This is a genomic window from Paraburkholderia lacunae (assembly GCF_003353175.1).
GTDB lineage: Bacteria > Pseudomonadota > Gammaproteobacteria > Burkholderiales > Burkholderiaceae > Paraburkholderia > Paraburkholderia lacunae.
The window spans coordinates 195,691-222,536 of record NZ_QHKS01000010.1 but is presented as its reverse complement, the minus strand read 5'-3'; the positions used below and the strand labels follow the sequence as shown (position 1 = coordinate 222,536).

Annotated in this window: 17 protein-coding genes and 1 pseudogene; 16 read left to right on the top strand and 2 right to left on the bottom strand. The window is 63.6% G+C overall.

Translation table 11 applies throughout. From position 1 onward, the window contains the following. Positions 1-14: 14 nt before the first annotated feature. The 14 genes and pseudogenes from uvrA to rfbC all read left to right on the top strand — a co-directional run bounded on the left by uvrA (position 15) and on the right by rfbC (position 23,146). A complete protein-coding gene (gene uvrA / locus DLM46_RS17470) occupies positions 15-5,909 on the top strand; it encodes an excinuclease ABC subunit UvrA (protein WP_115101981.1) in 5,895 nt (1,964 codons plus the stop codon). A gap of 562 nt (positions 5,910-6,471) precedes the next feature. After that, positions 6,472-7,055: pseudogene (locus DLM46_RS17465) on the top strand (helix-turn-helix domain-containing protein). A 381-nt stretch (positions 7,056-7,436) separates the two neighbouring features. Beyond that, positions 7,437-10,139, top strand: coding sequence for a TonB-dependent receptor plug domain-containing protein (locus DLM46_RS17460; RefSeq protein ID WP_115101980.1), 2,703 nt, complete (start codon positions 7,437-7,439; stop codon positions 10,137-10,139). 108 nt (positions 10,140-10,247) lie between these two features. After that, on the top strand, positions 10,248-10,859 hold the full coding sequence (locus tag DLM46_RS17455) for a MotA/TolQ/ExbB proton channel family protein (protein WP_115101979.1): 612 nt from the start codon (positions 10,248-10,250) through the stop codon (positions 10,857-10,859). 25 nt (positions 10,860-10,884) lie between these two features. Continuing rightward, positions 10,885-11,304 (top strand): ExbD/TolR family protein, encoded by a 420-nt coding sequence (locus DLM46_RS17450; RefSeq protein WP_006051605.1) that lies wholly within the window; start codon positions 10,885-10,887, stop codon positions 11,302-11,304. Beyond that, positions 11,301-12,068 carry an energy transducer TonB gene (locus DLM46_RS40945; RefSeq protein WP_115101978.1) on the top strand — a complete coding sequence of 256 codons (768 nt, stop codon included), beginning with the start codon at positions 11,301-11,303 and terminating at the stop codon, positions 12,066-12,068. The genes DLM46_RS17450 and DLM46_RS40945 overlap by 4 nt, the downstream gene beginning before the upstream one ends. Before the next feature lie 125 nt (positions 12,069-12,193). Then, positions 12,194-14,101, top strand: coding sequence for an extracellular solute-binding protein (locus tag DLM46_RS17440; protein WP_115102090.1), 1,908 nt, complete (start codon positions 12,194-12,196; stop codon positions 14,099-14,101). Positions 14,102-14,129: 28 nt separating this feature from the next. Next, entirely contained in the window at positions 14,130-15,182 is a 1,053-nt protein-coding gene (locus DLM46_RS17435) for a microcin C ABC transporter permease YejB (RefSeq protein ID WP_115101977.1), read from the top strand. Then, a complete protein-coding gene (locus tag DLM46_RS17430; protein WP_115101976.1) occupies positions 15,136-16,251 on the top strand; it encodes an ABC transporter permease in 1,116 nt (371 codons plus the stop codon). The genes DLM46_RS17435 and DLM46_RS17430 overlap by 47 nt, the downstream gene beginning before the upstream one ends. Continuing rightward, a complete protein-coding gene (locus tag DLM46_RS17425) occupies positions 16,248-17,876 on the top strand; it encodes an ABC transporter ATP-binding protein (protein WP_115101975.1) in 1,629 nt (542 codons plus the stop codon). The genes DLM46_RS17430 and DLM46_RS17425 overlap by 4 nt, the downstream gene beginning before the upstream one ends. Before the next feature lie 25 nt (positions 17,877-17,901). After that, entirely contained in the window at positions 17,902-19,338 is a 1,437-nt protein-coding gene (locus tag DLM46_RS17420) for a TldD/PmbA family protein (protein ID WP_115101974.1), read from the top strand. Continuing rightward, a complete protein-coding gene (locus DLM46_RS17415; protein WP_115101973.1) occupies positions 19,338-20,699 on the top strand; it encodes a TldD/PmbA family protein in 1,362 nt (453 codons plus the stop codon). The genes DLM46_RS17420 and DLM46_RS17415 overlap by 1 nt, the downstream gene beginning before the upstream one ends. Positions 20,700-21,484: 785 nt before the next feature. Further along, a complete protein-coding gene (locus DLM46_RS17410) occupies positions 21,485-22,480 on the top strand; it encodes a GlxA family transcriptional regulator (protein ID WP_115101972.1) in 996 nt (331 codons plus the stop codon). 114 nt (positions 22,481-22,594) lie between these two features. Then, a complete protein-coding gene (gene rfbC / locus DLM46_RS17405; RefSeq protein WP_115101971.1) occupies positions 22,595-23,146 on the top strand; it encodes a dTDP-4-dehydrorhamnose 3,5-epimerase in 552 nt (183 codons plus the stop codon). 36 nt (positions 23,147-23,182) lie between these two features. Here the strand turns inward: rfbC and DLM46_RS17400 are convergent, their stop codons facing one another. Beyond that, entirely contained in the window at positions 23,183-24,124 is a 942-nt protein-coding gene (locus DLM46_RS17400; protein ID WP_115101970.1) for an EamA family transporter, read from the bottom strand. Positions 24,125-24,241: 117 nt separating this feature from the next. On the opposite strand from DLM46_RS17400, the gene DLM46_RS17395 reads away from it, so the two are divergent. Further along, positions 24,242-25,108 (top strand): LysR substrate-binding domain-containing protein, encoded by an 867-nt coding sequence (locus tag DLM46_RS17395; protein ID WP_244306269.1) that lies wholly within the window; start codon positions 24,242-24,244, stop codon positions 25,106-25,108. Positions 25,109-25,191: 83 nt separating this feature from the next. On the opposite strand, the gene DLM46_RS17390 is transcribed toward DLM46_RS17395, so the two are convergent. Further along, complete coding sequence (locus DLM46_RS17390) at positions 25,192-25,815, bottom strand: LysE/ArgO family amino acid transporter (RefSeq protein ID WP_115101969.1); 624 nt, start codon at positions 25,813-25,815, stop codon at positions 25,192-25,194. 97 nt (positions 25,816-25,912) lie between these two features. Here DLM46_RS17390 and DLM46_RS17385 point away from each other — a divergent pair, with 97 nt between their 5' ends. Further along, entirely contained in the window at positions 25,913-26,806 is an 894-nt protein-coding gene (locus DLM46_RS17385; RefSeq protein ID WP_115101968.1) for a LysR family transcriptional regulator ArgP, read from the top strand. Positions 26,807-26,846 lie beyond the last annotated feature (40 nt).

Here is a 26,846-nt window from a genome sequence, read left to right as displayed (position 1 = left end):
GACGGTCGGATAAATTGGCATCTAACGGCATTATCAAGATTCGCGGCGCGCGTCAGCACAACCTGAAGAACGTCGATCTCGACGTGCGAACCGGCGAAATGACGGTCGTCACCGGCCCGTCCGGTTCCGGCAAATCGAGTCTCGTGTTCGACACGCTGTACGCGGAAGGGCAGCGGCGCTACGTCGAAACCTTCAGCGCTTACGCCCGGCAGTTTCTCGACCGCATGGACCGGCCCCAGGTCGACCGTGTCGACGGCGTGCCGCCCGCCATCGCGATCGACCAGACCAATCCGGTGCGCAGCTCGCGCTCCACGGTCGGCACGATGACCGAGCTCAACGACCATCTGAAGCTGCTCTACGCGCGGGCGGCCGAGCTGTTCGATCGCAAGACCGCGCAGCAGGTGCGCCACGACACGCCGGAAACGATTTACGCGGATCTGCTGGCGCGCACCGCGGAACACGATCCGCGGCTGGTCGTCACGTTCCCGGTGGAGCTGCCGGAGTCCGCGTCGCAGCAGGAAGTCGAGCAATGGCTGTCCGCGAGCGGCTACACGCGGGTGCAGGCGCAGCGCGAAGTCGATTCGCCCACCGGCAGGCGCAAACTGCTGGACGTGGTGGCCGACCGCTTCCGTTTGCGCCAGGTCGACAAGCAGCGGGTGGTCGAAGCGATCGAGGCGTCGCTCAAACGCGGCGGTGGCCGCGTCAACCTCTACGTGCTGCCGCAAGCGTCGGAAGCGCCCGAGGCTAACGAAGCGGAGCCGCAAATCTGGCGGTTTTCCACCGGTCTGCACAATCCAGAAAGCGATCTGCGTTATGCCGACCCGCAACCGGCGCTGTTCTCGTTCAACTCGGCTTACGGCGCGTGCGAAGTCTGCCGCGGGTTCGGCCGGGTAATCGGCGTCGATCTCGGTCTCGTCATTCCCGACGCGCGCAAGACGCTGCGCGAAGGCGCGATCAAGCCAATGCAGACGCCGGCCTGGAAGGAGTGCCAGGACGATCTGATGCGCTATGCGGCAAAAGCCGACATCCGGCGCGGCACGCCGTGGGGCGAACTGACGGATGCCGAGCGCGATTGGGTCATCAACGGTTCGCCGGACTGGAACGGCAAGTGGCAAAGCCATTGGTACGGCGTCAAACGCTTCTTCGAATATCTCGAGTCGAAAGCGTACAAGATGCACATTCGCGTGCTGCTGTCGAAGTACCGCAGCTATACGCCGTGTGAAACCTGCGGCGGCGCGCGCCTGAAAACGGAATCGCTGCTGTGGCGCCTCGGCACCAAAGCGAATGCCGACTCGGTGCTCGCGTCCGAACGGCGCTTCATGCCGTGCGGCGTCGAGTGGCGGCGCACGCAGCTCGAGGCGTTGCCGGGCCTGACCGTGCACGATCTGATGCTGCTGCCGATCGAGCGCATCCGGCGTTTCTTCGACGAGATCAGCCTGCCGAGCGCATTGCTCGACGACGCGCTCAAACTGCTGCTCGCCGAAGTGCGTACGCGTCTCAAGTATCTGTGCGACGTCGGTCTCGGCTATCTGACGCTCGACCGGCAAAGCCGCACGCTGTCGGGCGGCGAGGTGCAGCGGATCAACCTCACCACGGCGCTCGGTACGTCGCTCACCAAAACACTGTTCGTGCTCGACGAGCCGAGCATCGGCCTGCATCCGCGCGATCTGAACCGGATCGTCGAAGCCATGCACCGGCTGCGCGACGCGGGCAATACGCTGGTGGTGGTCGAACACGATCCGTCGGTGATGCTCGCGGCGGACCGCCTGATCGACATGGGCCCGGGGCCGGGCGAACGGGGCGGCTCGATCATTTACGACGGCTCGCCCGAGGCGATCCGTTCGTCCGGCACGCTGACCGGCGAGTACCTGGGCGGGCGCCGGCACGTGGCGGACGCGGCGCACTGGTCGCAGCGTCCGGTCGATGCAAGCACGCCGCGCATCGTGCTCGAGGGCGCGACCGAACATAATCTGCGCGATGTCACGGTTGATATTCCGTTGCAACGCCTCGTCTGCGTGACGGGCGTGTCGGGTTCCGGTAAATCCACCTTGCTGCAGGACGTGTTGTATCCGGCCATGGCACGGCACTTCGGTCTCGCCACTGAATCGCCGGGTGCGTTCAGGAGCCTGACGGGTGCCGATCAGGTCACGGACGTCGTATTCGTCGACCAGTCGCCGATCGGCAAGACCGCGCGTTCGAATCCGGCCAGTTACGTCGGCGCGTTCGACGAAATCCGCAAGCTGTTCGCCAGGGCGCCGCTGGCGAAACAACGCGGTTACGGCCCCGGCATGTTCAGCTTCAACTCGGGCGAAGGACGTTGCCCGACCTGCGGCGGCTCGGGCTTCGAGCACATCGAAATGCAGTTCCTGAGCGACGTGTATTTGCGCTGTCCGGATTGCGACGGCCGCCGTTATCGCGCCGAACTGCTCGAAGTGAAGATCGAGCGAGGCGAGCCTGCGCGCGCCTTGAGCATTGCCGACGTGCTGGAACTGACGGTGAGCGAAGCCACCGCCTACTTCGCGAAGGATGCCGAAGTGTTGCGCGTGCTGCAGCCCATCGTCGACGTGGGCCTCGAATACGTGAAGCTCGGCCAGCCTGTGCCGACGCTATCCGGCGGCGAGGCGCAACGACTCAAGCTCGCCGGGTTCCTCGCGGAAGCGGCGCAGGCGCGCACCGCGCGCAGCGCAAAACAGGCGGTCGCGAAACGTCTGTTCATGTTCGACGAGCCGACCACCGGCCTGCATTTCGACGACATCGCCAAGCTGATGCAGGCGTTCGGCAAGCTGCTCGCAAGCGGCCATTCGCTGATCGTGATCGAGCACAATCTCGACGTGATCCGCGCGGCCGACTGGCTGATCGATCTCGGCCCCGAAGGCGGGGACGGCGGCGGCCGGGTGCTGTGCGCGGGCACGCCCGAAGACGTCAAGCAGTGCGCTGAATCGCATACCGGCGAGGCACTGCTGCAATACGACCGTGCGATGAGCGCCGCAGCCGAGCCGTCGCCACAAGGTATTCCGTTGCAAAAGGCGCTGAGCGCAGCGCGTGCGCGCCGGGCGATCGAAGGCGAGGACGTGGTGCGCATCGTCAATGCGCGCGAGCACAATCTGAAGGCGCTCGACGTCGATATTCCGCACGGCAAGTTCAACGTGATCACCGGCGTGTCCGGTTCGGGCAAGTCCACGCTCGCCTTCGACATTCTGTTCCACGAAGGGCAGCGCCGTTACCTCGAATCGCTGAACGCCTACGCGCGGTCGATCGTGCAGCCGGCCGGGCGCCCCGAAGTCGACGCGGTGTACGGCATTCCGCCCACCGTCGCGATCGAGCAGCGTTTGTCGCGCGGCGGCCGCAAGAGTACCGTGGCGACCACGTCGGAAGTGTGGCACTTCCTGCGTCTGCTGTATGTCAAGCTCGGTCTGCAACATTGCATTCACGACGGCACGCCGGTCACGTCGCAGAGTGTCGAATCGATTGCCGCGCAGTTGCTGCGCGATCACAAAGGCGAGCACGTCGGCTTCCTCGCGCCGCTCGTCGTGAACCGCAAGGGTGTCTATACCGATCTCGCGAAGTGGGCGAAAGCGCGCGGCAATACGCATCTTCGCGTGGACGGCGAGTTCGTGCCGGTGGACCCGTGGCCGAAGCTCGATCGGTTTCGCGAGCACACCATCGAGTTGCCGGTGGCCGACATCGTCGTGTCGCCGGACAACGAAGCCGAATGGCGCCGCGCGCTCGGCGAGACGCTCGAAATCGGCAAGGGCGTGATGCATCTGCTCGCGCCGCTCGACGGTTTGCACGACGCGATCAGCGGCGGCCATCCCACGGCCACCCTCGGCACGGTGAAGGTGCTGTCCACCAAACGCGCGTGTCCGGTGTGCGGCACGAGCTATCCCGAGCTCGACCCGCGCATGTTCTCGTACAACAGCAAGCATGGCTGGTGCACCACGTGCGTCGGAACGGGCCTCGCGCTGACGCGCGAGCAACGCGCGGCGTACGACGACACCGTGATCGTCGACGACAATCGCGGCCGCGAGCAAAGCTTGCCGTCGGAGGAGCAGGAACCGGAAGGACTCGTCGACGAACCGTGTCCCGATTGCGCCGGCACGCGTCTGAATCCGACCGCGCGCGCGGTCACGTTCGAAGCGCAAGCGATCGTCGATGTCGCGCAGTGGACGGTCTCCGATACGCGCAAATGGATCGACACGCTGGACATGACGGGCCGTGATGCGGAAATCGCGCGCGACGTGATCAGTGAAATCGGCAGCCGTCTGCAGTTCCTCGAAGAAGTCGGGCTCGGCTATCTGAGTCTCGATCGCGCGGCGCCGAGTTTGTCGGGCGGCGAAGCGCAGCGCATCCGGCTCGCCGCACAGCTCGGCAGCAATCTGCAAGGCGTGTGCTATGTGCTCGACGAACCCACGATCGGTCTGCATCCGCGCGACAACCAGATTCTGCTGAACGCATTGCGCAAGCTGGGGGAGAAGGGCAATACGCTGGTGGTGGTCGAACATGACGAAGACACCATTCGGCGTGCCGATCACATCATCGATATCGGGCCCGGCGCGGGCAAGCGCGGCGGTACGCTCATCGCGCAAGGCAGCGTTGCCGATCTGTCGGCGCAACCCGATTCGCTGACCGGGCAGTTTCTCGCGCAGCCGATCGTGCATCCGTTGCAGCCGCGCCGCAAGGTGGCCGCGCCGACCAAACGGGCAGCGGCCGTCCCCGAGAACTGGCTGACGGTGCATGGGGGCAAGCTGCACAACCTGCGCAACGTGACGGTCGGCATTCCGCTAGCGCGGCTGGTCGCGGTGACGGGTGTGAGCGGTTCCGGCAAGTCGACGCTCGCGCGCGATGTGCTGATGGCCAATCTGCTGGATGCGGTCGGCCGCTCGGTGCTGTCGTCGCCGGCTACGCGGCGTGCGCGTGCGGCGGCTGCTCAGGAGCCACCTGCGGCGAACCGGCGCTCGAGCGTATTGGCGCGCACGGCGCCCCGCGCACCGCTCAACGTTACGCACGCCTGGCAAGGATGCGATGCGGTGACCGGCTGGGAAACCATCGACCGGGTGCTCGAAGTCGACCAGACGCCGATCGGCAAGACGCCGCGTTCATGTCCGGCGACCTACATCGGCGTGTGGGATGCGATTCGCAAGCTGTTTGCCGGCACGCTCGAAGCGCGCGCGCGTGGCTACACGGCGTCGCGCTTCTCGTTCAACACGGGTGAAGGCCGCTGTCCCGCTTGCGAAGGGCAAGGCGTGCGCACCATCGGCATGAGCTTCCTGCCCGACGTGAAAGTGCCGTGTGACGTTTGTCACGGTCAACGCTTCAATCCGGAGACGCTCGCGGTCACCTGGCGCGGCAAGAACATTGGCGACGTGCTGACTATGGAAATCGACGAAGCCGTCGAGTTCTTTGCGCCGATTTCCAACATCGCGCATCCGTTGCAATTGATGAAGGACGTTGGGCTCGGTTATCTCACGCTGGGGCAGCCGTCGCCTACGTTGTCGGGCGGCGAAGCACAGCGCATCAAGCTGGTCACGGAGTTGAGCAAGGTGCGCGACGACCTCACGCGGCGTGGACAGAAGCCTCCGCATACGCTGTATGTGCTGGACGAGCCGACGGTCGGCTTGCATATGGCGGACGTCGCGAAGCTGATTCGCGTGCTGCACCGTCTCGCGGACGGCGGCCATAGCGTCGTCGTCATCGAGCACGATCTCGACGTGATTGCGGAGGCCGACTGGATCATCGATCTTGGTCCCGAAGGTGGCGTAGGCGGCGGTTCGATCGTTGCGGCCACCGACCCCGAAGGGCTAGCGCAAGTACCCGAGAGTCACACGGGGGCGGCGTTAAGACCGGTGCTGGCTCGCACTGAAAACGGGCGCGTCGCGCCACTCGAAGCGGGCGAAGGCACCAACGGTTAGCACGAACGCGCGATGCATATCAGCGCAATCACACGGCCTGCTTCGCGGCAACGCGATGCAGGCCGTGTGCTTTGTGAGCCATGCGAATTGTTTCGTCCCCGGCGACACGTTGTTTAGTTGCGGCCTGATCTGTTCATCAGGCGGCGTGCGCGCATCACGCTCATATTTTTAGAGACATCCTTCTAATTGGGGCCGTGGTTCCAAATAAGGTATGTCTCCATCAAAAAAAGTTTGACGCGCGATTTTGGTTTGATATCGTCCCCTTCCATTAAGCGCTTTTACAACGATTAGCGCTTGGCCGGCGAGACACGCGCGAGTTCTGCGCATCGTTTGTCTTCAAGCTTCCACACGTCGATTAAAAAGTCGCGCGACTGCATGCGGGCCGCGTCTTTCGCTCGCGCTGGATTTTCTCGTCGTCGCCTGGGCGACCGGATGTCAGTCCGGCTTCCGTCTCAGGCGAGCGCCGTTCATTTCATACAAGTCTCAGATACGGTATGTCGCACCGAATGAAACAATATTTACTTATATCAAACAAATTTTGACTCCACGATTCTGTCTTGCTATGTTTCCGCCACCCGATAACAAGGAACAGGCCGCGGTTGTAACGCGGGCGATAGGTAGAAAGATTCGCGCTTTGCGTCACAGGCTCAAGCGCACGCTGGAAGACACCCGACCGCGGCGGGGATATCGAAACCGTTTCTGTCGCAGGTGGAGCGCGGTCAGGCGACGCCGTCGATTACCTCTCTCGTCGGCATTGCGCGTGCGTTGGGTGTGACGGTGCAGTACTTCATCGACACGCCGACAGAAGCCGGGTCGGTATGCCGGGGCGCCGAGTTGAAGTACTTTGGTTTTGCCGATTCGGCCAACCTGTTCGGCAGGCTGACGAATCTATCGGATAGCAGGAAGCTGGAAGCCATCCTGGTGAGGATGCCGGCGGGCCAGCAACCGTCGGAAGTGACGACGCATGCCGGCGAAGAGTTCTTGTACGTGATGAGCGGCGAGATCTCCCTCACGCTCGAAGGTACGACATTTGTGTTGCAGGCGGGTGACACCGCGCATTACGAGTCAACGGTCCCGCATGCATGGACCAACACCGCAGGTGAAGAGACTGTGCTGGTTTGGGTTGGCACGCCGAGGTTGTTCTAGCTGGATAGGCACAGCCGAAGTTGCGAAGCAATCAAGAAATAAAGATTAGTTATACAGAGTTTATATATTTCAATCCCACCGACTGAAGTCCCATGGAAAAGACATTCCGTGAGTGAGTCGATTCGCGCGGGTTGAAATGAATTGGAAAGTTAGTCGCCAATTGCTTTGTAAGAAATTAGGACGGCGATATTAAAAAATGACCGAAGTGTTCTGGTATTGCCGAATCGGTTCAGGTCGTCTTGACCGATTAGGCGTTTTTGCACAGATACGGGGCAACTTTGGCTAAACGTGGTGCGTCGTCGCTGCAAATCGAGGGAGAAGTTCACAAGACTTTTCTTTGCACAACAGGTGTGGGTCTTACTGACGAGTGAGAAGGGGAAAATGAAACAAAGGGCATTGGCGTTAGCCATAAAAAGAATACTTTGGGCTGAACTCGCGTTGTCGGCTGCTATTGCCGCTCCGGCGTTCGCACAAAGCCAGCCGGTCACGACCGGCAGTACTGCTGCAGCACCGGCGTCTGAAGCCACACCGGCCGCAACGGACTCGGGCAACGTGACGAAGATGCAGCGGGTCGAAGTGACCGGCTCGCTGATCCGCACGTCGGACAGGGTCGGCAACACGGAAGTGCAGACCATCACGCCGAAGGAAATCGAGCAGAGCGGCTACACGACGGTCGCCGACTTCCTGCGCGGCACGTCCGTGAACTCGGCCAGCAGCTGGGGGCAAACCAACATGAACAGTTCCGCGCAGGGCGGCGCGGGGATCGCGTTGCGCGGGCTCAGTGAAAAGTACACGCTGGTGCTGGTGGATGGACAGCGGGTGGCGAATTACGGCAAGGCGGTGAACTTCACCGACACGTTCTTCGACGTCAATTCGATTCCGCTCAACATGGTGGACCACATCGACATCGTGAAGACCGGCGCTGTTTCAGTGTACGGTTCCGACGCGATTGCCGGCGTGGTCAACATCATCACGAAGAAAAACTTCCAGGGTTTGCAGATCGATGGTCAGCTTGGCAAGGCGCAGCATCCGGGTGATGCGCAAGGCACCTTCAGCGTGCTCGGCGGCTTTGGCGATCTGAATTCCGACCGCTTCAACGTCACGGCCGCGGCCAGCTACTATCGCGACACCGGCTCGTCGCTCGGCGACCGCGATTTCACCGCGAACCAGGATTTCAGCCAGTTTCCCGGCGGCCTCGCCGGTCCGCTCGGCCCGAATCAGCAGTCGTACTGGACAGCGCCGGACGGCACCAAGACGGCGCTCAACCCATGCCCGCCCGGCAGCGTATCGGCGGACGGCGGCGCGGAGTGCAAGTCGAATCCCGCCAATGCCACGTCGCTGGTGCCGTCGACCACGCGCCTGAACGCGAAGGTGCGCGGCACCTTCAAGATCAACGACGAGACGCAGGCGTATGCCGACTTCTGGGTGAGCCGCAACGAAACCGTGCAGAACCAGGGTCCGGCGGCGCTGAGCAGCAACACCAACGCATTCAATCCGGCCACGGGTTCGGCCTTGCCGCTGTCGCGCATCGTACCGGCGAGCAATCCGTACAACCCGTTCGGTTTGCCGGCGAAAATCAACTACACGTTCCCGGAAACCGTTTCGGCAGACACGGTGTCCACCTTCTGGAGAGCATCGACCGGTGTGAAGGGCTCGTTCACCACGCAGAAGCTCGGCGACTGGGATTGGTCTGCGGACTACGGTCATTCGCAGAGCACGGTCGACACGCACTATTCGAACGTGCTGAACGCGGCGGGCGTCGAAAACATTCTGCAGAACGGCGTGTTCAACTTCTCGAACCCGTCGGCAACGCCGAACGGCTTGAACGGCGTCTTCATGAGCGACTACGATCAGGCGATCTCGAAGCTCGACAGCGTCACGGCGAAGACCTCGACCGGCAACCTGTTCAATCTGCCGGGCGGCCCGGTCGGCGTCGGTTTCGGCACCGAGTTCCGTCACGAGAGCTCGCTGATCAACTCGCGCACCTATAGCGCGCTGGGCATCAGCGCGCCGGCCAACGTGCAGACGGTCGACGGTTCGCGCAACGTGGCCGCGGTCTACTATCAGGTCGATATTCCGATCATCCGCAACCTGACCTTCACGCAAGCGGGCCGTTACGACCACTACAACGACTTCGGCGGTGCGTTCTCGCCGAGCTTCGCGCTGCGCTATCAGCCGGTGCAGGCAGTCACGACCTACGCATCGTACAGCCGCGGTTTTCGCGCGCCGACACTGGTGGAAAACTCGCAGGCGACTTACCTCGCGCACCAGAACCTGGTCGATCCGAACGATCCGAGCGGCGTGCCGACCAAGCACTTCACGACCGAACAGGTCAACGGCAATCCGAATCTGCAGCCTGAGCACACCAAGAACTACAACATCGGCTTCCAGCTCTCGCCGGATTCGTCGACGGATATCGGTGCGGCGTTCTACAAGATTCACATCGATGGCGTGATCGGCACCAACGATCCGAATGCCGTGATCGATGCGAATAACCCGTCCACGGTGATCCGCAATCCGGACGGCACGGTGGCCTATATCAAGGAACAGTTCATCAACCTCGGCTCGCTCGACACCGACGGCTTCGACATGAATTTCCGCAAGTCGGTCGGCACGAAATACGGCACGTTCACGCTGGCGGGCGACTGGACCTACGTGTGGCACTTCAAGCTGAATAGTCCGGGCGCGCCGACGCAGGACTTCGCCGGCAACAACCTCGCGCTGCTGCAGCCGTTCGGCGCCAGCAATCCGCGCTGGAAGGGCAACACGAGCTTGACGTGGGATTACCGCAAGTTGACCACGACGCTGACCTGGCAATACACGGGTCCGTACACCAACGCGGTGGCAGCCGAATTCGGCGACGGCGGGACGCTGTCGGTGGCGTCGTACAGCCAGTTCAACCTGATGGCCACGTATCGCGGCTTCAAGAACTGGACGATCTACGGCGGCATCAACAACATCTTCGACCGCAAGCCGCCGTTTGACGTCGAGTGGCAGGCCACCCCGGATATCACGGGTTACGACCAGTCGCTCTACACCAATATCGGCCGTTTCTTCCAGGTCGGTGCGACGTACCGCTTCTAACGCTTTTTTGATGCACCCGCAGTCTGTTTAGTCGGTCGGCCGCTCCGGCTCCCGGTCATCCTCACCGGAGCGGCTTAACTTTGTTATAGACGTACTTTGGAGTTCCCCGTGCTCAATACCCTTATCAACTATTCAGTTCAATCGATGGGCCTGATTCCGCTGCTGGCCCTTATCTTCCTGCTGGGCATCTCGATCATCGTCGAGCGTTTCATGTTCTTCTCGCGGGCGGTCAAGGCGGGCAAGACGCTCGAACATGATCTGAAGATGGTCGAGCCGGCTAATCTGTCCGACGCACAGAAGGTCGCCGAACACTACAAGCAGACCGTGCAAGGCGAACTCGTCAAAAGCGCGTTGAAGGTCCAGGGCAAACCGGAGGCGGTGGTGGAGCGCGAGCTCGAAGAAACCATCATGTTCCAGATGCCGCGTCTCGACCGCAATCTGTGGATTCTCGATACGGCCGTGACGCTCGGCCCGCTGCTCGGCCTGCTCGGTACGATCATCGGCATGGTCGAGTCGTTCAACGTGCTCGGCACGAGCGGCACGGCGAACCCGAACGGCGTCACGGGCGGCATCGGCCACGCGCTGACGGCGACCGCCTGCGGTCTGACGATCGCGATCATCTGCGTGATCTTCCTGAACTATTTCAACAAGCGCATCCGCATGACGGTCAACCAGTTCGACCTGATCAAATCGCTGCTCGTGTCGCGGTTCGCCGCCTGAAAATCCGCATCGAAGGAGAAGGATCATGCGTAACCATCGCAGCCATTACCTGGGCGCGGAAGAGAAGGCGCGCATCGAGATCATTCCGATGATCGACATCATGATGTTTCTGCTGGTGTTCTTCATGCTCGCCACGCTGAAGATGATTCAGGGCGCGGGCATCAAGCTCGATCTGCCGCAATCGAGCACGGCGGAGCAGTTGCAGCAGACGGTGAAGGTGTCGATCGGCGTCACCAAGACCGACGAGATTTACCTGGACGCGAAGCCCGTTACGCCGACTGAACTGACCGCGCATCTGCAAGGGCTGGTGCACGACTCGAAGAAGGTCGATGTGGCGATCGCCGGCGACGAAGGCACGAGCTACAAGAACATCGTCAAGGTCATGGACCTGGTGCGCGCGGCGGGCATCAGTTCGGTTGCACTGGCGACAAATCCGACGACATGAGCTCTCCGGTACTCGACATGAAAGACCCGCAAAGGCGCCTGAACGGCGCGCTCTGGGCATCGTCCACGCCGGCGCATCATGGCCGCATGTCCATGAAAACGGCCGTGGGGGTCGCGCTCGCGGTCGAGCTGCTGGTGATCGTCGGGCTTTCGCAGGTGAGCTTCAAACAGCCGCCGCCGCCCGAGCGCAAGGTGATGCAGGTGGAGATGGCGCCGCCGCCTCCGCCGCCCGAGGTGAAGAAGCTCGAGCCGCCGCCCGCGCCCACGCCTGCGAAGCCGGTGCCGAAGCAGGTCCAGCCCAAGCCGCTGCCGACACCCAGGCCGCCGCCTGCTGTGCCGTCGCCCACGCCGAAGCCGGCCAACATCGCGCCCGCTGCCAGTCCGAGCGCGAACGCGCCCGCGTTGGCGACCGCGAACGCGACGCCGGGTCCTGCCACGGCGCCCGCCGCGCCGCCCGCGCCGGCGGCGCCACCCGCGTTGCACGGGGTGGTCGACGGTCGCGGTCATTGTCAGGCCGTACAGCCGCAGATTCCGCGGCGCGCGCTGCAGGAAGGGATTTCGGCGACCGTGATCGCGCATCTGTCGATCAGCCCGGACGGCAGCGTCAGCGACGTGAAGATCATGCGCGTGACCCCGCCCACTTCGGTGTTCAACGAGGCGGTCATCGCCGCGGCGAAGTCGTATCGATGCGAGAAGAACGCCGAGGCTTATGTCGGTGAAGTCGCATTCTCGTTCAAGACCACACCGGGCGACGACGACCAGTAAGCCGGGGCGCAGTGCTGCGCTGCCGGGGAAAGCAACGCGAGCGATGGCGACCGGCCGCCGCTCGCGCCGATTCGATGTACCGCGCGCCGGCTCCCAACCGGCGTGCGTCTTCAAGCATGCCGAAGATGAGACTTGTGACGTTTCGCTGGCCGCGCGCCGTGTGGGCGATCGCGCGCATGCCGGTGCCGACCTTGGGCGCTGCATGGCTGGCCGCGCTGTGCGTTGGCGTGAGCCTGAGCGCGGCGCCGGCGCAGGCCAAACCGTCGATTTCCCAATACGACGAGCCTGGATATCCCGCTGATTTCACGCACTTCGACTACGCCGATCCGACGGCGCCGGCCGACGGCACGCTCAGCTTCCAGAACTTCGACGAGCTGCAGAGCTACGACTCGCTGAACCCGTTCCTCGTGCGCGGCGCGCCCGCACCGGACATTCTGCATCTGATGTTCGATACGCTGATGCAGCGCAGCTGGGACGAACTGGCCTCGGAGTATCCGCTGATCGCCGATGACGTCGAGGTGGCGCCGGACCTCGGTTCGGCGACCTTCCACATCGATCCGGCTGCGCGCTTTTCGAACGGCGATCCGATCACCGCTGCCGACGTCAAATATTCGTTCGATACGCTGACGAGCCCGCAAGCTTCGCCGGTATACAACGCGCAGTTCTCGGTTATCAAGCGCGCCGTGGTGGTCGACCGGGCCACGGTGCGCTTCGATTTCAAGCGCGCCGAGCGCGGCGCGCCGCTGATTGCCGGCGACCTGCCGATCTTCTCGCCGAAGTGGGGCATGCGCGCCGACGGCACCCGTGCGCCGTTCGATCAGATTGCGAACCAGGCGCCGATCGCGAGCGGCCCGTATCTGATCGAAGCGCGCAAGAACGACAAGCAGATCGCCTATCGCCGCAACCCGAACTACTGGGCCGCGAATCTGCCGTCGCGGCGGGGCATGTATCGCTTCGCGAGCATCACGTTCAAGCTGTATCACGATCACTACACCCAGCTCGAAGCTTTCAAGGCCGGCGACGCGGACGTCATCGTCGAATACAGCGCGACCCAGTGGGCGCGCAAATACGTCGGGAAGAACTTCGGGAACGGTCTGCTGAAGAAGGGCGAGTTCGCCGACGGTCCCGCGCAAATGCAGGGCCTCCTGATGAATCTGCGCAAGCCGATGTTTCAGGATGTGCGCGTGCGCCGCGCATTGACGATGGCCTTCGACTACGACTGGATGAACCGCATGATGTTCCACGGTCAATACCGGCGCACCAACAGCTATTTCGACGCGAGTCCGTTCGGCGCGACCGGCATGCCCGGCCCGAAGGAACTCGCTCTGCTCGAACCGTATCGCGCGAGCCTGTCGCCGGAAGTGTTCGGTCCAATGCTCAGGCAGCCCGACACCATCGCGCCGAATTCATTGCGCGGCAATCTGCGGGTGGCGCGCGATCTGCTCGCGCAAGCCGGCTGGCACTATCGCGACGGCGCGTTGCGTGATGCGAACGGCACGCCGATGACCATCGAGATCATGGACGACCAGCCCGGCATGGACCGTTTGATCCTGCCGTACATGCAGGCGCTCGGCACGCTCGGCATTGAGGCGCATATGCGCGAGATCGACAGTGCGTTGTACCAGAAGCGGCTCGACAATTTCGAGTACGACATGACCACGTACATCTATCCCCCGGTGACGATTCCGGGCGCGGAACTGCAGCGCCGCTTCGGTAGTGCGGCTGCGTCACAGCCCGGTTCGGACAACTATCCGGGGATCCGTTCCAGCGCGGTCGACGCGCTGATTCACGCCGCGCTTGCGGCCACCAGTCTGGACGACCTGCAGGCAGCCACGCGCGCGCTCGACCGTGTGCTGATCAACTCGTTTTATCTCGTGCCCGAGTACTACGCGCCGGGCGCGCGGATCGGCTACAAGACCACGCTTGGGTTTCCGAAGGTCGTGCCGGTGTCCTATGTGTACGAAGACTGGGTCGTCAGCTACTGGTATGCGAAACCACAGACCGCGCAGACCGTCACCTCCGCGGCTCATTGAGGTCGCACCGAGTTCACCGGGGTAAAGCATGCTTGCCTACATTCTCAGACGTTTGCTGTTGATGGTGCCGACGCTGCTCGGCGTGGTCACGCTGACCTTTGTCGTCACGCAGTTCGTGCCGGGTGGGCCGGTCGAACAGGTGATGACGCAACTCCGCCACGGCACTGGCCGTGGCGGAGAGGCGGGGGCGGGATCGGGCGGCTATCACGGCAGCCAGGGCGTCGATCCGTTGCAGATCGAACAGATCAGGAAGCAGTTCGGCTTCGACAAGCCGCCGTTCGAGCGCTACCTGCTGATGCTCAGGCACTACGCGAGCTTCGACCTCGGCCAGTCGTACTTCCAGCACGACAGCGTGTGGGACGTGATCCGTTCGAAGCTGCCGGTGTCGATCACGCTCGGCGTGTGGACGGTGCTGCTCACGTATCTGATATCGGTGCCGTTGGGCATTGCGAAAGCGGTGCGCAACGGCTCGCGCTTCGATACCGTGACGAGCATGCTGGTGCTGGCCGGCTACGCGATTCCCGGCTTCGTGCTCGGCGTGCTGCTGCTGATGCTGTTCGGCGGCGGCACATTCTGGCAGGTGTTTCCGATGCGCGGTCTCACGTCGGACAACTTCGGCGAACTCAGCACCTTCGGCAAGTTACTCGATTATCTGTGGCACATCGTGCTGCCGGTCGCGGCCTCGGTAGTGGGCAACTTCGCGATCGTCACGATTCTGACCAAGAACACGTTTCTCGAAGAGATCGGCCGCCAATATGTCTTGACCGCCCGAGCCAAGGGCGCGCCGGAGCGCGACGTGCTGTGGAAGCACGTGCTGCGCAATGCCGCGATTCCGTTGCTGACAGGTTTGCCCGCCGCATTTGTCGGCGCTTTCCTGAACGGCAACCTACTGATCGAAACGCTGTTCTCGCTCGACGGCATGGGTCAACTCTCGTACGACTCGGTGATTCGCCGGGACTATCCGGTCGTGCTCGGCTCGCTCTTTCTGTTCACGCTGATCGGCCTCGTAACCAAACTTATTGCTGACGTCTGCTATGTCCTCGTCGACCCCCGCATCCAATTCAACCGCCTGGACCGCTGACGCGGCGGGCGTCGCGCACGCGGCGTCGCCTTCGCCCTGGCGGCGCACGTGGCTGCGCTTCAAGCGCCAGCGGCTCGGTTACTGGAGCCTCGTGATCTTCGCCGCGCTGTTCGCGATCAGTCTGCTCGGCGAAGTGCTGGCCAACGATCGTCCGCTTGTGGTGCGCTATGACGGCCACTACTACTTTCCGATCGTGAAGGACTATCCGGAGACCTTGTTCGGCGGCGACTTTCCGGCCCGCGCGAACTACCTCGATCCGTATATCCGTTCGCGGCTCGAGTCGGCAGGCAACTTTGCCCTCTATCCGCCGAATCATTTCCACTACGACACGATCGACTACTTCGCGGCGCATCCGTATCCTGCGCCGCCGTCCTCGAACAACTGGCTCGGCACCGATCAGTACGGTCGCGATGTACTCTCGCGGCTCCTGTACGGCTTCCGTTTGTCCGTGCTGATGGCGCTCGCGCTCACTGTGTCCGGCGTGCTGATCGGCGTGTTCACCGGCGCGGTGCAGGGTTTTTACGGCGGACGCACCGATCTGATCGGGCAACGCCTGATCGAAATATGGAGCTCGATGCCGGATCTGTATCTGCTGATCATCTTCGCGTCGATATTCGAGCCGACCCTTTGGCTGCTGTTCATTCTTCTTTCGATGTTCGGCTGGCTCGTGCTGTCCGACTACGTGCGCGCCGAATTCCTGCGCAACCGTTCACTCGATTACGTGAAGGCGGCGCGCACGATGGGCCTGTCGAACTGGCAGATCATGTGGCGTCATGTCCTGCCCAACAGCCTGACGCCGGTGATTACGTTTCTGCCGTTTCGCATGAGCGCGGCGATCCTCTCGCTGACGAGTCTCGACTTTCTCGGCCTGGGCGTGCCGCCGCCGACACCGAGCCTCGGCGAGTTGCTTCAGGAGGGCAAGAACAATCTCGACGCCTGGTGGATTTCGTTGTCGGCGTTTGCGGCGCTCGTGACTACGCTGCTGCTGCTGACCTTCATGGGCGACGCGCTGCGCAACGCGCTGGATACGCGCTCGCGCGGCTCGGCCTTCGGCGGAGGACCGCGATGAGCGACCCGAAGCTGAACCGCCCTTTGCTGGAAATCGACCGCTTCTCCGTGCGTTTCGGCGAGAAGGTCGCAGTGCACGAACTGAGCCTCTCGATCGCGCGCGGCGAGCGGGTTGCGCTGGTCGGCGAATCGGGGTCGGGCAAGAGCGTCACCGCGTTGTCGATTCTGCGCCTCGTCGAGCATGCCGGGTTGAGCGGGCGCATGCTGCTCGACGGCGAAGATCTGCTGCAAAAAACCGAGCAGCAGATGCGCGGGATTCGCGGCGCCGACGTCGCGATGGTGTTTCAGGAACCGATGACGGCGCTCAATCCGCTCTTCACGATCGGCAAGCAGATCGCCGAAAGCTTGCGCCTGCACGAGGGCCTGCGGCCGAACGCGGCGCGCGAGCGCGGCATCGAATTGCTCAGACGGACCGGCATTCCCGAGCCGCAGCGGCGCATCGACAGCTTTCCACATCAACTGTCCGGCGGCCAGCGGCAGCGCGCGATGATCGCGATGGCGCTCGCGTGCCGTCCGCGCCTGCTCCTCGCCGACGAACCCACCACCGCACTCGACGTCACCGTGCGCCAGCAAATCGTCGATTTGCTGATCGCGTTGCAGGAACAGGAGGCGGCCGAGCGCGGCATGGCCGTGCTGCTGATCACGCATGACCTGAATCTGGTCAGGGGCTTCGCGCAGCGCGTCGCGGTGATGGAGAAGGGCGTGCTGGTCGAAACCAATACGACCGAAGCCTTGTTCGCCGATCCGCAGCATCCGTACACAAAGCGCCTGCTCGACAGCGCCCCGCAACGCGCGATCGAGCCGATCGAAGCCGGCACGCGGCGTCTGCTCGAAGTGCAGGGGCTCGCCGTCGATTACCGCACGTCCGCGAAAGGCTGGCGTTCGCTGTTCCAGCGCTCGACATTTCGCGCGGTACAGGAGGTCGATTTGAGCGTGCTGCGCGGCGAGACGCTCGGCATCGTCGGCGAGTCGGGTTCCGGCAAGTCGACGCTGGCGGCCACCGTGCTCGGCTTGCAGCAGCCGGCCGCGGGCTACATCCACATCGACGGCATGCCGTTGTCGACGCTTAAGACCGCCACCTCGCGCCGTGCGCTGTATTCGCGCATGCAGGTCGTGTTTCAGGACCCGTTCGGTTCGCTGTCGCCGCGCATGACGGTGGAGCAGATCGTCGGCGAGGGTCTCGTCATGCATCGGCCGGGAGTGGACGCCAAGGCGCGGCGCGCGCGCGTGGCCGGTCTGCTCGAAGAGGTCGGCATGCCCGCCGACGCGATGCTGCGCTATCCGCATGAGTTTTCCGGCGGGCAGCGCCAGCGCATTGCGATTGCGCGCGCACTGGCGGTCGAGCCCGAGTTGCTGGTGCTCGACGAGCCGACCAGCGCACTCGACGTGTCGATCCAGAAGCAGGTGCTGAACCTGCTGACAAATCTGCAGAAAAAGTACAAGCTTAGCTACTTGTTCATCACGCACGATCTGGCGGTAATGCGAGCCATGGCGCATCGCGTGATCGTGATGAAGTCGGGACGCATCGTGGAAGCCGGCGACACGCTCGACGTGTTGCACGCGCCTTCGCATCCCTATACTCAGTCGCTGCTGGCATCGTCGCTGGTTGTGCCGGCGGCTGGCTGAGCACGGACTCATACGGGAACCTCGAATGATTGACGAACGTTGGGCGCAAGCCGCCCGGTCGCTGACGAGCCGTGCGGCGTTCTGGTCGCTGCGCATTGTCGACGAACAGATCGACGACCATGAAATCCGCAACGACATCGCCCAGCCGCTGCGCACGGTGCGCGATCGCGGTGCGATGCTGATCGCCTGGGTGGGCGCGGGAGCGGGCTACGCGGCCACGGCGAATCTGTCCGCCGCTGGTTTGCAGGCCGCGCTCGACATAGCGACCGCGCGCGCGGAGGCGAGCGCCGCGCTCTCGCTGATCGATCATCGCGAGGTGGCGCGTCCGGCTGCGAGCGGCCGCTATGTGTCGCCGAATGCGCAGCGCGCGTTACCCGGCCGCGCCGAATGGCTCGACCTGTTGGGCGTGGAATGCGCGAGCGCGAATCTCGATGCCCGTATCGTCGAGCGGGTGGCGGCTGTGCAGATCACGCATACCGATCAGCTTTACATCACCGGCGACGGCGTGCGGATCGATCAGCAGTTCCGCTTTGTCATGCCGCAATTGAGCGTGGCCGCTCATGCGAACGGGGACACCCAGGTGCGCACGCTCGGCGGCGACTACGGCACGCTCGGGCAGGGCGGCATCGAAGTGCTGGCGCGCTTCGGCTTCGAAGGCTCGGGCGTGCGGGTCGCCCATGAAGCATTGCAGTTGCTGGCCGCGCCGAATTGCCCTTCGGGCAAGCGCGATCTGCTGCTGATGCCCGATCAGATGATGCTGCAGATTCACGAGTCGATCGGCCATCCGCTCGAACTCGACCGCATTCTCGGCGACGAGCGCAACTTCGCGGGCTGGAGCTTCGTCAAGCAGGAGATGTTCGGTTCGTACCGCTACGGTTCGGAGCTGCTGAACGTCACTTTCGATCCGGAACTGCGCGAGGAAGCCGCCGCGTACGCGTTCGACGACGACGGCAGCGAAGCGCGCAAGCAGTATCTGATTCGCGACGGCGTGCTTGAACGGCCGCTTGGCGGCGCGCTCTCGCAGCAACGCGCGCAGATGCCGGGCGTCGCCAATTCGCGGGCGTCGAACTGGAACCGGCCGCCGATCGACCGCATGGCGAATCTGAATATCGAACCCGGCCACAGTTCGCTGGACGACATGATCGGCAACATCGAACACGGCATTCTGATGCGCACCAACACCTCCTGGTCGATCGACGACCATCGCAACAAATTTCAGTTCGGCTGCGAGTTCGGCCAGCTGATCGAAAACGGCCAGCTAGCCCAGGTCGTGAAGCAGCCGAACTATCGCGGCATCTCGGCGAATTTCTGGCGCAGCCTGAGCGCGGTGGGCAATGCGGGCACGCGCGAGGTGTACGGCACGTCGATGTGCGGCAAGGGCGAACCGGCGCAGATCATTCGCGTCGGCCATGCCTCGCCGGCTTGCGTGTTCAGCAACGTCGACGTGTTCGGAGGCGCCTGATGAGCCAGTTCATGTCCTCTCGAACCGGTGCGTCGCTCGACTGGCAGCAGCATTTCACGGCGTTGGCCGAGGCGATCGAGCGCTTGCAGCAGGGTCGTGAAATCACGCTGAGTTCGTTTGCCGGCGAGCAGTCCGACTTCATTCGCTTCAATGCCGGCAAGGTGCGGCAGATCGGCAGCGTGTCGCAAGGCAAGCTGACCGTGCGGCTGATCGACGGCGCGCGCCAGGCCTATTCGACACTGACCGTATGCGGCGACCTGCAACAGGATCTGGACGAGGTGAGCGCGGCGCTCGACACCTTGCGCGACGGCCTGCGCAACGCGGCGGACGATCCGCATCTGCTGTTCGATACATCGCGATGGCAGCGCGCCACGCAGCGCTCCGGCAAGCTGCCGGATCCGCAAGCGTTGTTGCGCACCGTCGCCGGGTGCGCGCAAGGGCTGGATTTCGTCGGCTTTTACGCGGGCGGCACGATCGTGCGCGGCTTCGCGTCCACCCGCGGCAGCCGCGGCTGGTACGAGGTCGACAACTTCAATTTCAGCTGGTCGCTGTACGACCCGAGCGGCCGCGCGATCAAAACGACCTACGCCGGCGACGACTGGAGCGATGCCGTTTTCGCGCGCAAAGTCGAGCAGGCGGCGGGCCGCCTTGCCGTGCTCGCGCGCACGCCGCGTGCGTTGGCGCCGGGGCGCTATCGCTCGTATCTGGCGCCCGCGGCGGTGGCGGAATTGCTCGGCACGAGCTCATGGAGCGGTTTCTCCGCGCGAGCCCAGGCGAGCTCGCGCAGCGAGTTGTACAAACTGCACACCGGCGAAGTCGCGCTCGATCCGCGCGTGAGCTTGAGTGAAGACCTCGATCTCGGCATCACGCCGGGTTTCAACGACGACGGCTATCTGCGCGAAAGCGTGCCGCTGATCCGGGCGGGGCGGAGCGCCGAACGCCTGACCAATGCCCGCAGCGCACGAGAGTACGGTTTGACGCCCAACGGCGCGCTGGCGAGCGAATCGCCGGCGGCGCTCTCGATGGAGGGCGGCGATCTGGCGGAACAGGACGTGCTGGCGAAACTCGATACCGGCCTCTACATCGGCAATCTCTGGTACGTGAATTTCTCGGACCGGATGAATTGCCGCCTGACCGGCATGACGCGCTTCGCGACCTTCTGGGTCGAGCAAGGGCAGATCGTCGCGCCGCTCGAAGCCATGCGTTTCGACGACAGCCTGTACCGGCTGCTCGGCGGCGAGCTCGAACAGCTCGGCGCACAACCCGAGTTGCTGCTGAGCGACTCGACATGGGGCGAGCGCGCAACCGGCGGCATGCAATTGCCCGGCATCCTGGCGAGATCGTTTGAATTGACCTTATGAGCCTATGGATCAAGACATAAAAACCCACGCCAGCGATCCGCGGCTGAAACTCTGTTCAGCGGATGAAGCTCTGTTTAAGTACAGGGGAGCGAAGGGATATTCGAACCGCTCAATCATCTGATGTTTTCGATGTCGCGATGCAAGATCGTCAAGTTATGTAAGATATTAAGATCTCTGATGTTTCAATAATGAAACAATTTTTGTCATTCCAAATCCGGCACCGAATTACTTAATCTGGCGTGCAGCAATATAATGCGCGGATTACCACGTCTGTCGAGTCAATAAATTCCCGGTTTGCGAATTTAAAACCGGATTGAATGTTCATTATCTGCGAGGTTTGTATTTCAGGTTTGAAACACTTTTGTCAGCCGGAGTCGCGAGTCGAAGCGACGGATTCACAGTGTGGGAATAAACTGGGGCGGTTGTCCGACGCGCGCCTGACCCGGCTTGAAAGGTAGTGTGCATAAGGGTCTGCGAGATCGAGGCGCGGCGCGCTTCGCCGCGAATCCGCCGTAGTCCGTAGTTTCGCGGGCTTATCTCCTTGCGCTCGCATGAAACACGCGAAAATGGTTTTCTTCATACATTCCGATTCGCGCTGACCGATCGGATTTGAACTGACGGATTGTTTTTTGAAATTTACTATGGCGGTGCATTCCGCTAACATCTCGCATAATCAGCCAAACAACCTTGCCGGCGAATTTCAGAGGCCATAATACACACACTTATATCGGCCGGCCTGACGGTTCAACGGGGTCCACAATGCATTACCGCTTTGGGGAAAGATCATGTCGCACATGAGCATCGATACGGCGAGGATCACCTGGTTACGCACGCCGACCCTGAACGTGCGTTCCGCCGCGCGGCGCATCGGCGTATTGCTGTTCGACGGTTTCTGGCTGCTCGGACCCGCCACGGTGGTCGAGATGTTCCAGACCGCCAACGAACTCGCCGGTTCAAGGACCGGAGAATACCCGCCCTATGAAGTGCAGTTTCTGTCGATGGACGGCGGCAGCGTCGCCAGTTCTTCGTCGGTGCGCATCTGGACCGACCGGATCGATGCGCGTTACGGCGCCGGTTTCGACGTGCTGTTCATCGCGGGAGGCTACGGCGCGCATGTGGCCGCGCGCGACGAGCGGCTGTTGAGCTGGCTGCGATCGGTGCAAACGCGCACTCGCACGATCGAAACGATCGGCGAGGGCCGTCTCGTGCTGGAAGCCGCCGGCCCGCTCGAGCGTGACGGCCTGCAGGCGAGCCGTCATTTGGGCGGCGTTGCGGCCGAGGCCGCGCCCAACTCCGCCGACGACCGTCACGACTGCGCGCGCAGCGCGCTGATGTTCATCAAACGCGATCTCGGCGCGGATCTCGCGCGCAGCGTCGCCAATCGTGTGATGCCGGGCATGGCCGCCGCATGGGTGCCGCTGCCGGCTGAAGGTGGCACGCTCAGCGTGGCGGAAAAAATCCGTGCCGCCGCGCGCTGGATGGAAGCGAACTGCGACCGTCCGGTGTCGGTTGCCGATGCTGCGCAGGTGGCGGCCATGAGCGAGCGCAATTTCCTGCGCCGCTTTAAGCATGAAATGCAGGTGACGCCATCCGACTATCTGCTGCAGATGCGGCTGCGCATTGCCTGCAACTTCCTGACCGAAACCGAATTGCCGGTCGACAAGATCGCGCGGCGCAGCGGCACCGGCAACGGCGATCGTCTGGCGAAGATCTTTCGCAAGCGCATGGCGCTGTCGCCCACCGAATATCGTGCACGCAGCCGCGTAACGAGCGAGGCGTAGACCTACGCCGGCGCCGGGCCGACGATGCAGGGAACAAAACCGTTCAAACCGTTCGACATGGCTGGATTGCCGGCCGTGCTTTCGCCGGGCAGGCTTCTTTCGGGCACAGTGGCAATGGGCAACAAGGTAACGGCGACGGCATTGCCGGATGTGAAGATCATCGAGCCTGAGGTGTTCAGCGACGAATTTGGCTTCTGCTTCGAGAGCTTTAGCGCGGACGAGTTTACCGACGACGTGGCGCACGGATTCAGCTTCGTGCAGGATCGTCATCTGCGTGCGGTGCGTGGCGTCCTGCGCGGTCTGCATTATCAGGTGCAGCGCCCGCAAGGCCGGCTCGTGCGGGTGGTAGTGGGCGAGGTATTCGACGTCGTGGTGGATGTGCGGCTTCGTTCACCGAGCTTCGGCAAATGGTGCGGTGTGCATCTGAGCGCGCTCAACCATCGGCAGGTATGGGTGCCGCCGGGCTTCGCGCACGGCTTCGTGGTGTTGTCCGACAGCGCCGAATGCCTGTGGAAGACCACCGAATACTGGTTCCCCGAACTCGAGCGCTGCATCTTGTGGAGAGATCCGGACATCGGTATCGAGTGGCCGATCGATTTCATGCCGACCCTCGGCGCGAAGGATGCGGCCGGGCGGCGGCTTTACGAAGCGGAAAACTTCGCCTGAGGGGGCGCGCGGCAACCAGAAGCAGCGCAGGCAGCTTCATGCAACCGTAGGCGGCAACCGACTACGGCGAGGCGCCGCCTGGCGCATGGCCACCACCGCGCCGACGCTGGCGGTGACCACCAGCAGCGTGCCCACCAGCTGCAACAGGCCCATCGGCTGATGCAGCACCACGAAACCGGCCAGTGCGCCGATGGCAGGCTCGACGCTCATCAGGATCCCGAACGAAGCGGCCGGCATGTGGCGCAATGCCACCATTTCCAGCGCATACGGCAGAAGCGGCACCAGTAGCGCGAGACCCGCGGTCGCCGCAATCTGTCCGGTGGCGATGTGCACGCCGCTCTCGGCAAGACCGAAGGGCGCGGCCACCAGCGCCGCCGCGAGCAGCGATACCGACAATCCTTCGAGCCCCTCGAACATCTTGCCGGTCTTTTTCATCAGCACGATGTAGCTGCCCCAGCCGAGCGCCGCACCGAACGCGAGCAGCACGCCGAGCGGCTCGCCGATCCAGCCGGCGCGATCGCGCGCCAGCAGCACGACGCCGGCAATCGCGAGCACCGGCCACAACAGTGCTCGGGCACGGCGCACCGCGAAGGTCGCCACCGCCAGTGGGCCGAGAAAGTCGATCGCGACGGCAAGCCCCAGCGGAATCCGCTGAAGCGCCGCGAAAAAGCACAGCGTCATGCCGGCCATCGCCGCACCCAAGGCGCCGGCCGCGAGCCACCGTGAACGCGAGTAGGCGAGAAACCGCGGGCGTACCAGCAGCGCGAGCACGAGCGCTGCCCAGCATAGACGCAGCCACGTGGTGCTGAGCGAGCCGTACGCGGCCATCGTCGGCGCCGAGAGCGCCGCGCCGAACTGCACGCTCGACATCGACAGCACGCACAGCAGGGCCGCGCCGGCCGCCGCGTTGCCGGTCTTCAGCGGCGTTGTTGCGCTGGGCGCGGGGTTCAGCGCCGGTTTGATGGTGGTGTCTTGCATGGCGATTTGATGGGGTGGTTTGCGGTGGTGGTTCGCGGCGTTCGTCAGAGGCTATCTTATCGGCGCAAGCGCTATTAAGATAAGTTGATATTTCTTATGCGATCTTCAATAAATTTGATGATGCGAGATCTCGACAGCAGTCTGTTGCGCGCCTTCGTCACCGTCGTGGAGACCGGCGCGGTCGGAGCGGCCGCGGTGCGCCTCGCGCGCACCCAGGCCGCAGTGAGCATGCAGTTGCGCCGGCTCGAGGAGGAACTGGGGCAGCGCTTGCTCGACCGTTCTCCGCGCGGTGTGCAACTGACCGAGGCGGGGCATCTGCTGCTGCCCTATGCGCATGCGATTCTCGGCGCCGGGGCCGACGCGCGGCGAGCGCTGAGCGCGGAGCAGGTGTCCGGCGCCGTGCGGCTCGGCATGCTGGAAGACATCGCGGTCGGGCGGCTGCCGCGCGCGTTGCGGCGCTTTTCGACGGCGTATCCGCAGGTGGCGCTGGAGATCGTCGTCGATACGAGCGCGGCGCTGTCGAAGCGTCTCGCCGACGGCGGCCTCGACGTGGTGGTCGGCGATCCCGCGCTGGTCGATGCGGCGCCGCTGCTGACATGGACTCAGCCGCTCTTCTGGGTCGGCGCGCGCGGTTTCAGTCATGACGGTGAAGCGCCATTGCCGGTCGTGGCATTCGGCGGCGCGTGCCTGTGGCAACAGCAGGTGCTGACGGCGCTGCGGCGCGCGGGGATTGCCTGGCGCATCGTGTGTACCAGCACGAGCTTGCCGGCGGTGCAGTCGGCGGTGGAAGCGGGGCTCGGCGTGTCGGTGCTGCTCGAGGGCAATATCCGCTCCGAGTCGATGCGTGTGCTAAGCCAGGCCGATGGTTTGCCCGATGCGCCCACCGCCGATTTCGGGCTCTTCATGCGCGCGGTCTCCGGTGCGCAGGAGGCTGCCGTGCAGACTTTGCAGACCTTTCTCTGCGAGGAACTGCACCTCGGCTGATGCGAAAGCGAGCCGCGCGTGCCGACGGCGGCGCAGAATCCGGCGCGAACGCTGTTACGCTCGACGACCCGCTCAACGAAGGCTCAACGAAGCTGCGTCACCGCGAGCAGCAACACCATGCTGCCGATCGCACCGTCCAGCACGCGCCAGGCGGTTGCGCGGCGAAACAGCGGCGCCAACGCTCGCGCACCGTAACCCAGGCCGAGAAACCAGATCCCGCTCACCGCCATGGCGCCGAGCGCGAACGCCACGCGTGCGCCTTCCGGTTCACGCGCACCGGCCGTGCCGATCAGCAGGAACGTGTCGAGATACACGTGCGGATTGAGCCACGTAAAGGCCAGCGTCATCAGGATGATCGGCATCGCGCGCTGCACGGGAGGCGTAACCGTGCCATTCGCGTTCGCGTCCAGAACAGCATGCCCCGGCCGCAGCGCGCGCCGCAGCGCATTGATGCCGAACCACGCCAGATAGGCGAGCCCCACGTACAGCATGGCGTGCACGAACACCGGATAGCGCTCCACCAGCACCGACGCGCCGCCGACGCCCGCGCCGATCAGGATGAAGTCCGAGAGCGCGCACAACGCGACGATCTTGCCGACGTGCGAGCGCATGATCCCTTGCCGCAGCACGAACGCATTCTGCGCGCCGATCGTCACGATCAGCGACGCGCACAGCGCCGCACCGTGGGAAAAAGACAGCCAGTTCATAATCGATCCAGTAGACGGGGGAAACGAACAGCGCTAGTCTGCGGTGTTGCTTCGCCTAAGAGAAGCTAATTTACTTAATGCAGATTAAGGAGCGCTAATGCTCGACTATGCACTGCTCGATGCGCTGGCCGCCGTGGTGCGTCACGGCTCGTTCGACCGCGCGGCCAGCGAGCTGAATGTGACACCGTCCGCAGTATCGCAACGGGTCAAGCTGCTGGAGGAGCGGGTGGGCAGCGTGCTTGTCAAGCGTGGTCAGCCGTGCGTGGCGACCACCTCGGGCGCGTTGCTGTGCCGCCATACCGAACGCGTTCAGTTACTGGAGGCGGAGCTGACCGGCCGGCTGCCGGCGCTGCCCGGCGCGCTGGTCGAGCCGTGGCCGGCGCTCCGCGTGGCCGTCAACGACGACAGTGTGGGCACCTGGTTTATCGATGCGGTGGCGGGTTTCTGTGCCGAGCGGGAAATGCTGCTCGATCTGGTGATCGACGATCAGGACTACACGGCCGAGCGGATTCGCGACGGCAGCGTGCAGGGCGCGGTGACGACGCAAGCCGAGCCGGTGCAGGGCTGCCGCTCGACACGCCTCGGTCGGATGCGCTATCTGGCGGTCTGTTCGCCCGATTTTCTGGCGCGCTATTTCGCCGGTGGCGTCACGCGCGAGACCTTGCGGCGCGCACCGTGTGTCGATTTCAATCCGAAGGATCAGTTGCAAAGGCGCTTCATGCGCCGCATCACGCGGGCGGACCTCGATCCGCCGCTGCACTGGATTCCGCACGTTGCCGGCTTCCTGCGCGCCGGCGTGATGGGGCTCGGCTGGGGCATGTGCCCGGAACGGATGATCGCGCCGTATCTGGCCAGCGGCGAACTGGTCGAGATGGCGCCCGGCAAGCATCTCGACGTCGATCTGTACTGGCAGAGCTGGCGTCTCTCGATCGGCTGGCTCGACGATTTCGGCGCGATGCTGCGTCAACGGGCGGCCGAGTTTCTCGACTGAGGCCGCCCGCGGCCCTTCCGAAGCAGATCCGCGGCGCTTG

Bases quoted from the DNA above. Each gene is read 5' to 3' on its own strand.
- DLM46_RS17460 (WP_115101980.1), top strand. From the start codon at position 7,437: ATGAAACAAAGGGCATTGGCGTTAGCCATAAAAAGAATACTTTGGGCT.
- DLM46_RS17450 (WP_006051605.1), top strand. From the start codon at position 10,885: ATGCGTAACCATCGCAGCCATTACCTGGGCGCGGAAGAGAAGGCGCGC.
- DLM46_RS40945 (WP_115101978.1), top strand. From the start codon at position 11,301: ATGAGCTCTCCGGTACTCGACATGAAAGACCCGCAAAGGCGCCTGAAC.
- DLM46_RS17440 (WP_115102090.1), top strand. From the start codon at position 12,194: ATGAGACTTGTGACGTTTCGCTGGCCGCGCGCCGTGTGGGCGATCGCG.
- DLM46_RS17435 (WP_115101977.1), top strand. From the start codon at position 14,130: ATGCTTGCCTACATTCTCAGACGTTTGCTGTTGATGGTGCCGACGCTG.
- DLM46_RS17430 (WP_115101976.1), top strand. From the start codon at position 15,136: ATGTCCTCGTCGACCCCCGCATCCAATTCAACCGCCTGGACCGCTGAC.
- DLM46_RS17425 (WP_115101975.1), top strand. From the start codon at position 16,248: ATGAGCGACCCGAAGCTGAACCGCCCTTTGCTGGAAATCGACCGCTTC.
- DLM46_RS17420 (WP_115101974.1), top strand. From the start codon at position 17,902: ATGATTGACGAACGTTGGGCGCAAGCCGCCCGGTCGCTGACGAGCCGT.
- DLM46_RS17415 (WP_115101973.1), top strand. From the start codon at position 19,338: ATGAGCCAGTTCATGTCCTCTCGAACCGGTGCGTCGCTCGACTGGCAG.
- DLM46_RS17410 (WP_115101972.1), top strand. From the start codon at position 21,485: ATGTCGCACATGAGCATCGATACGGCGAGGATCACCTGGTTACGCACG.
- rfbC (WP_115101971.1), top strand. From the start codon at position 22,595: ATGGGCAACAAGGTAACGGCGACGGCATTGCCGGATGTGAAGATCATC.
- DLM46_RS17400 (WP_115101970.1), bottom strand. From the start codon at position 24,124: ATGCAAGACACCACCATCAAACCGGCGCTGAACCCCGCGCCCAGCGCA.
- DLM46_RS17395 (WP_244306269.1), top strand. From the start codon at position 24,242: ATGATGCGAGATCTCGACAGCAGTCTGTTGCGCGCCTTCGTCACCGTC.
- DLM46_RS17390 (WP_115101969.1), bottom strand. From the start codon at position 25,815: ATGAACTGGCTGTCTTTTTCCCACGGTGCGGCGCTGTGCGCGTCGCTG.
- DLM46_RS17385 (WP_115101968.1), top strand. From the start codon at position 25,913: ATGCTCGACTATGCACTGCTCGATGCGCTGGCCGCCGTGGTGCGTCAC.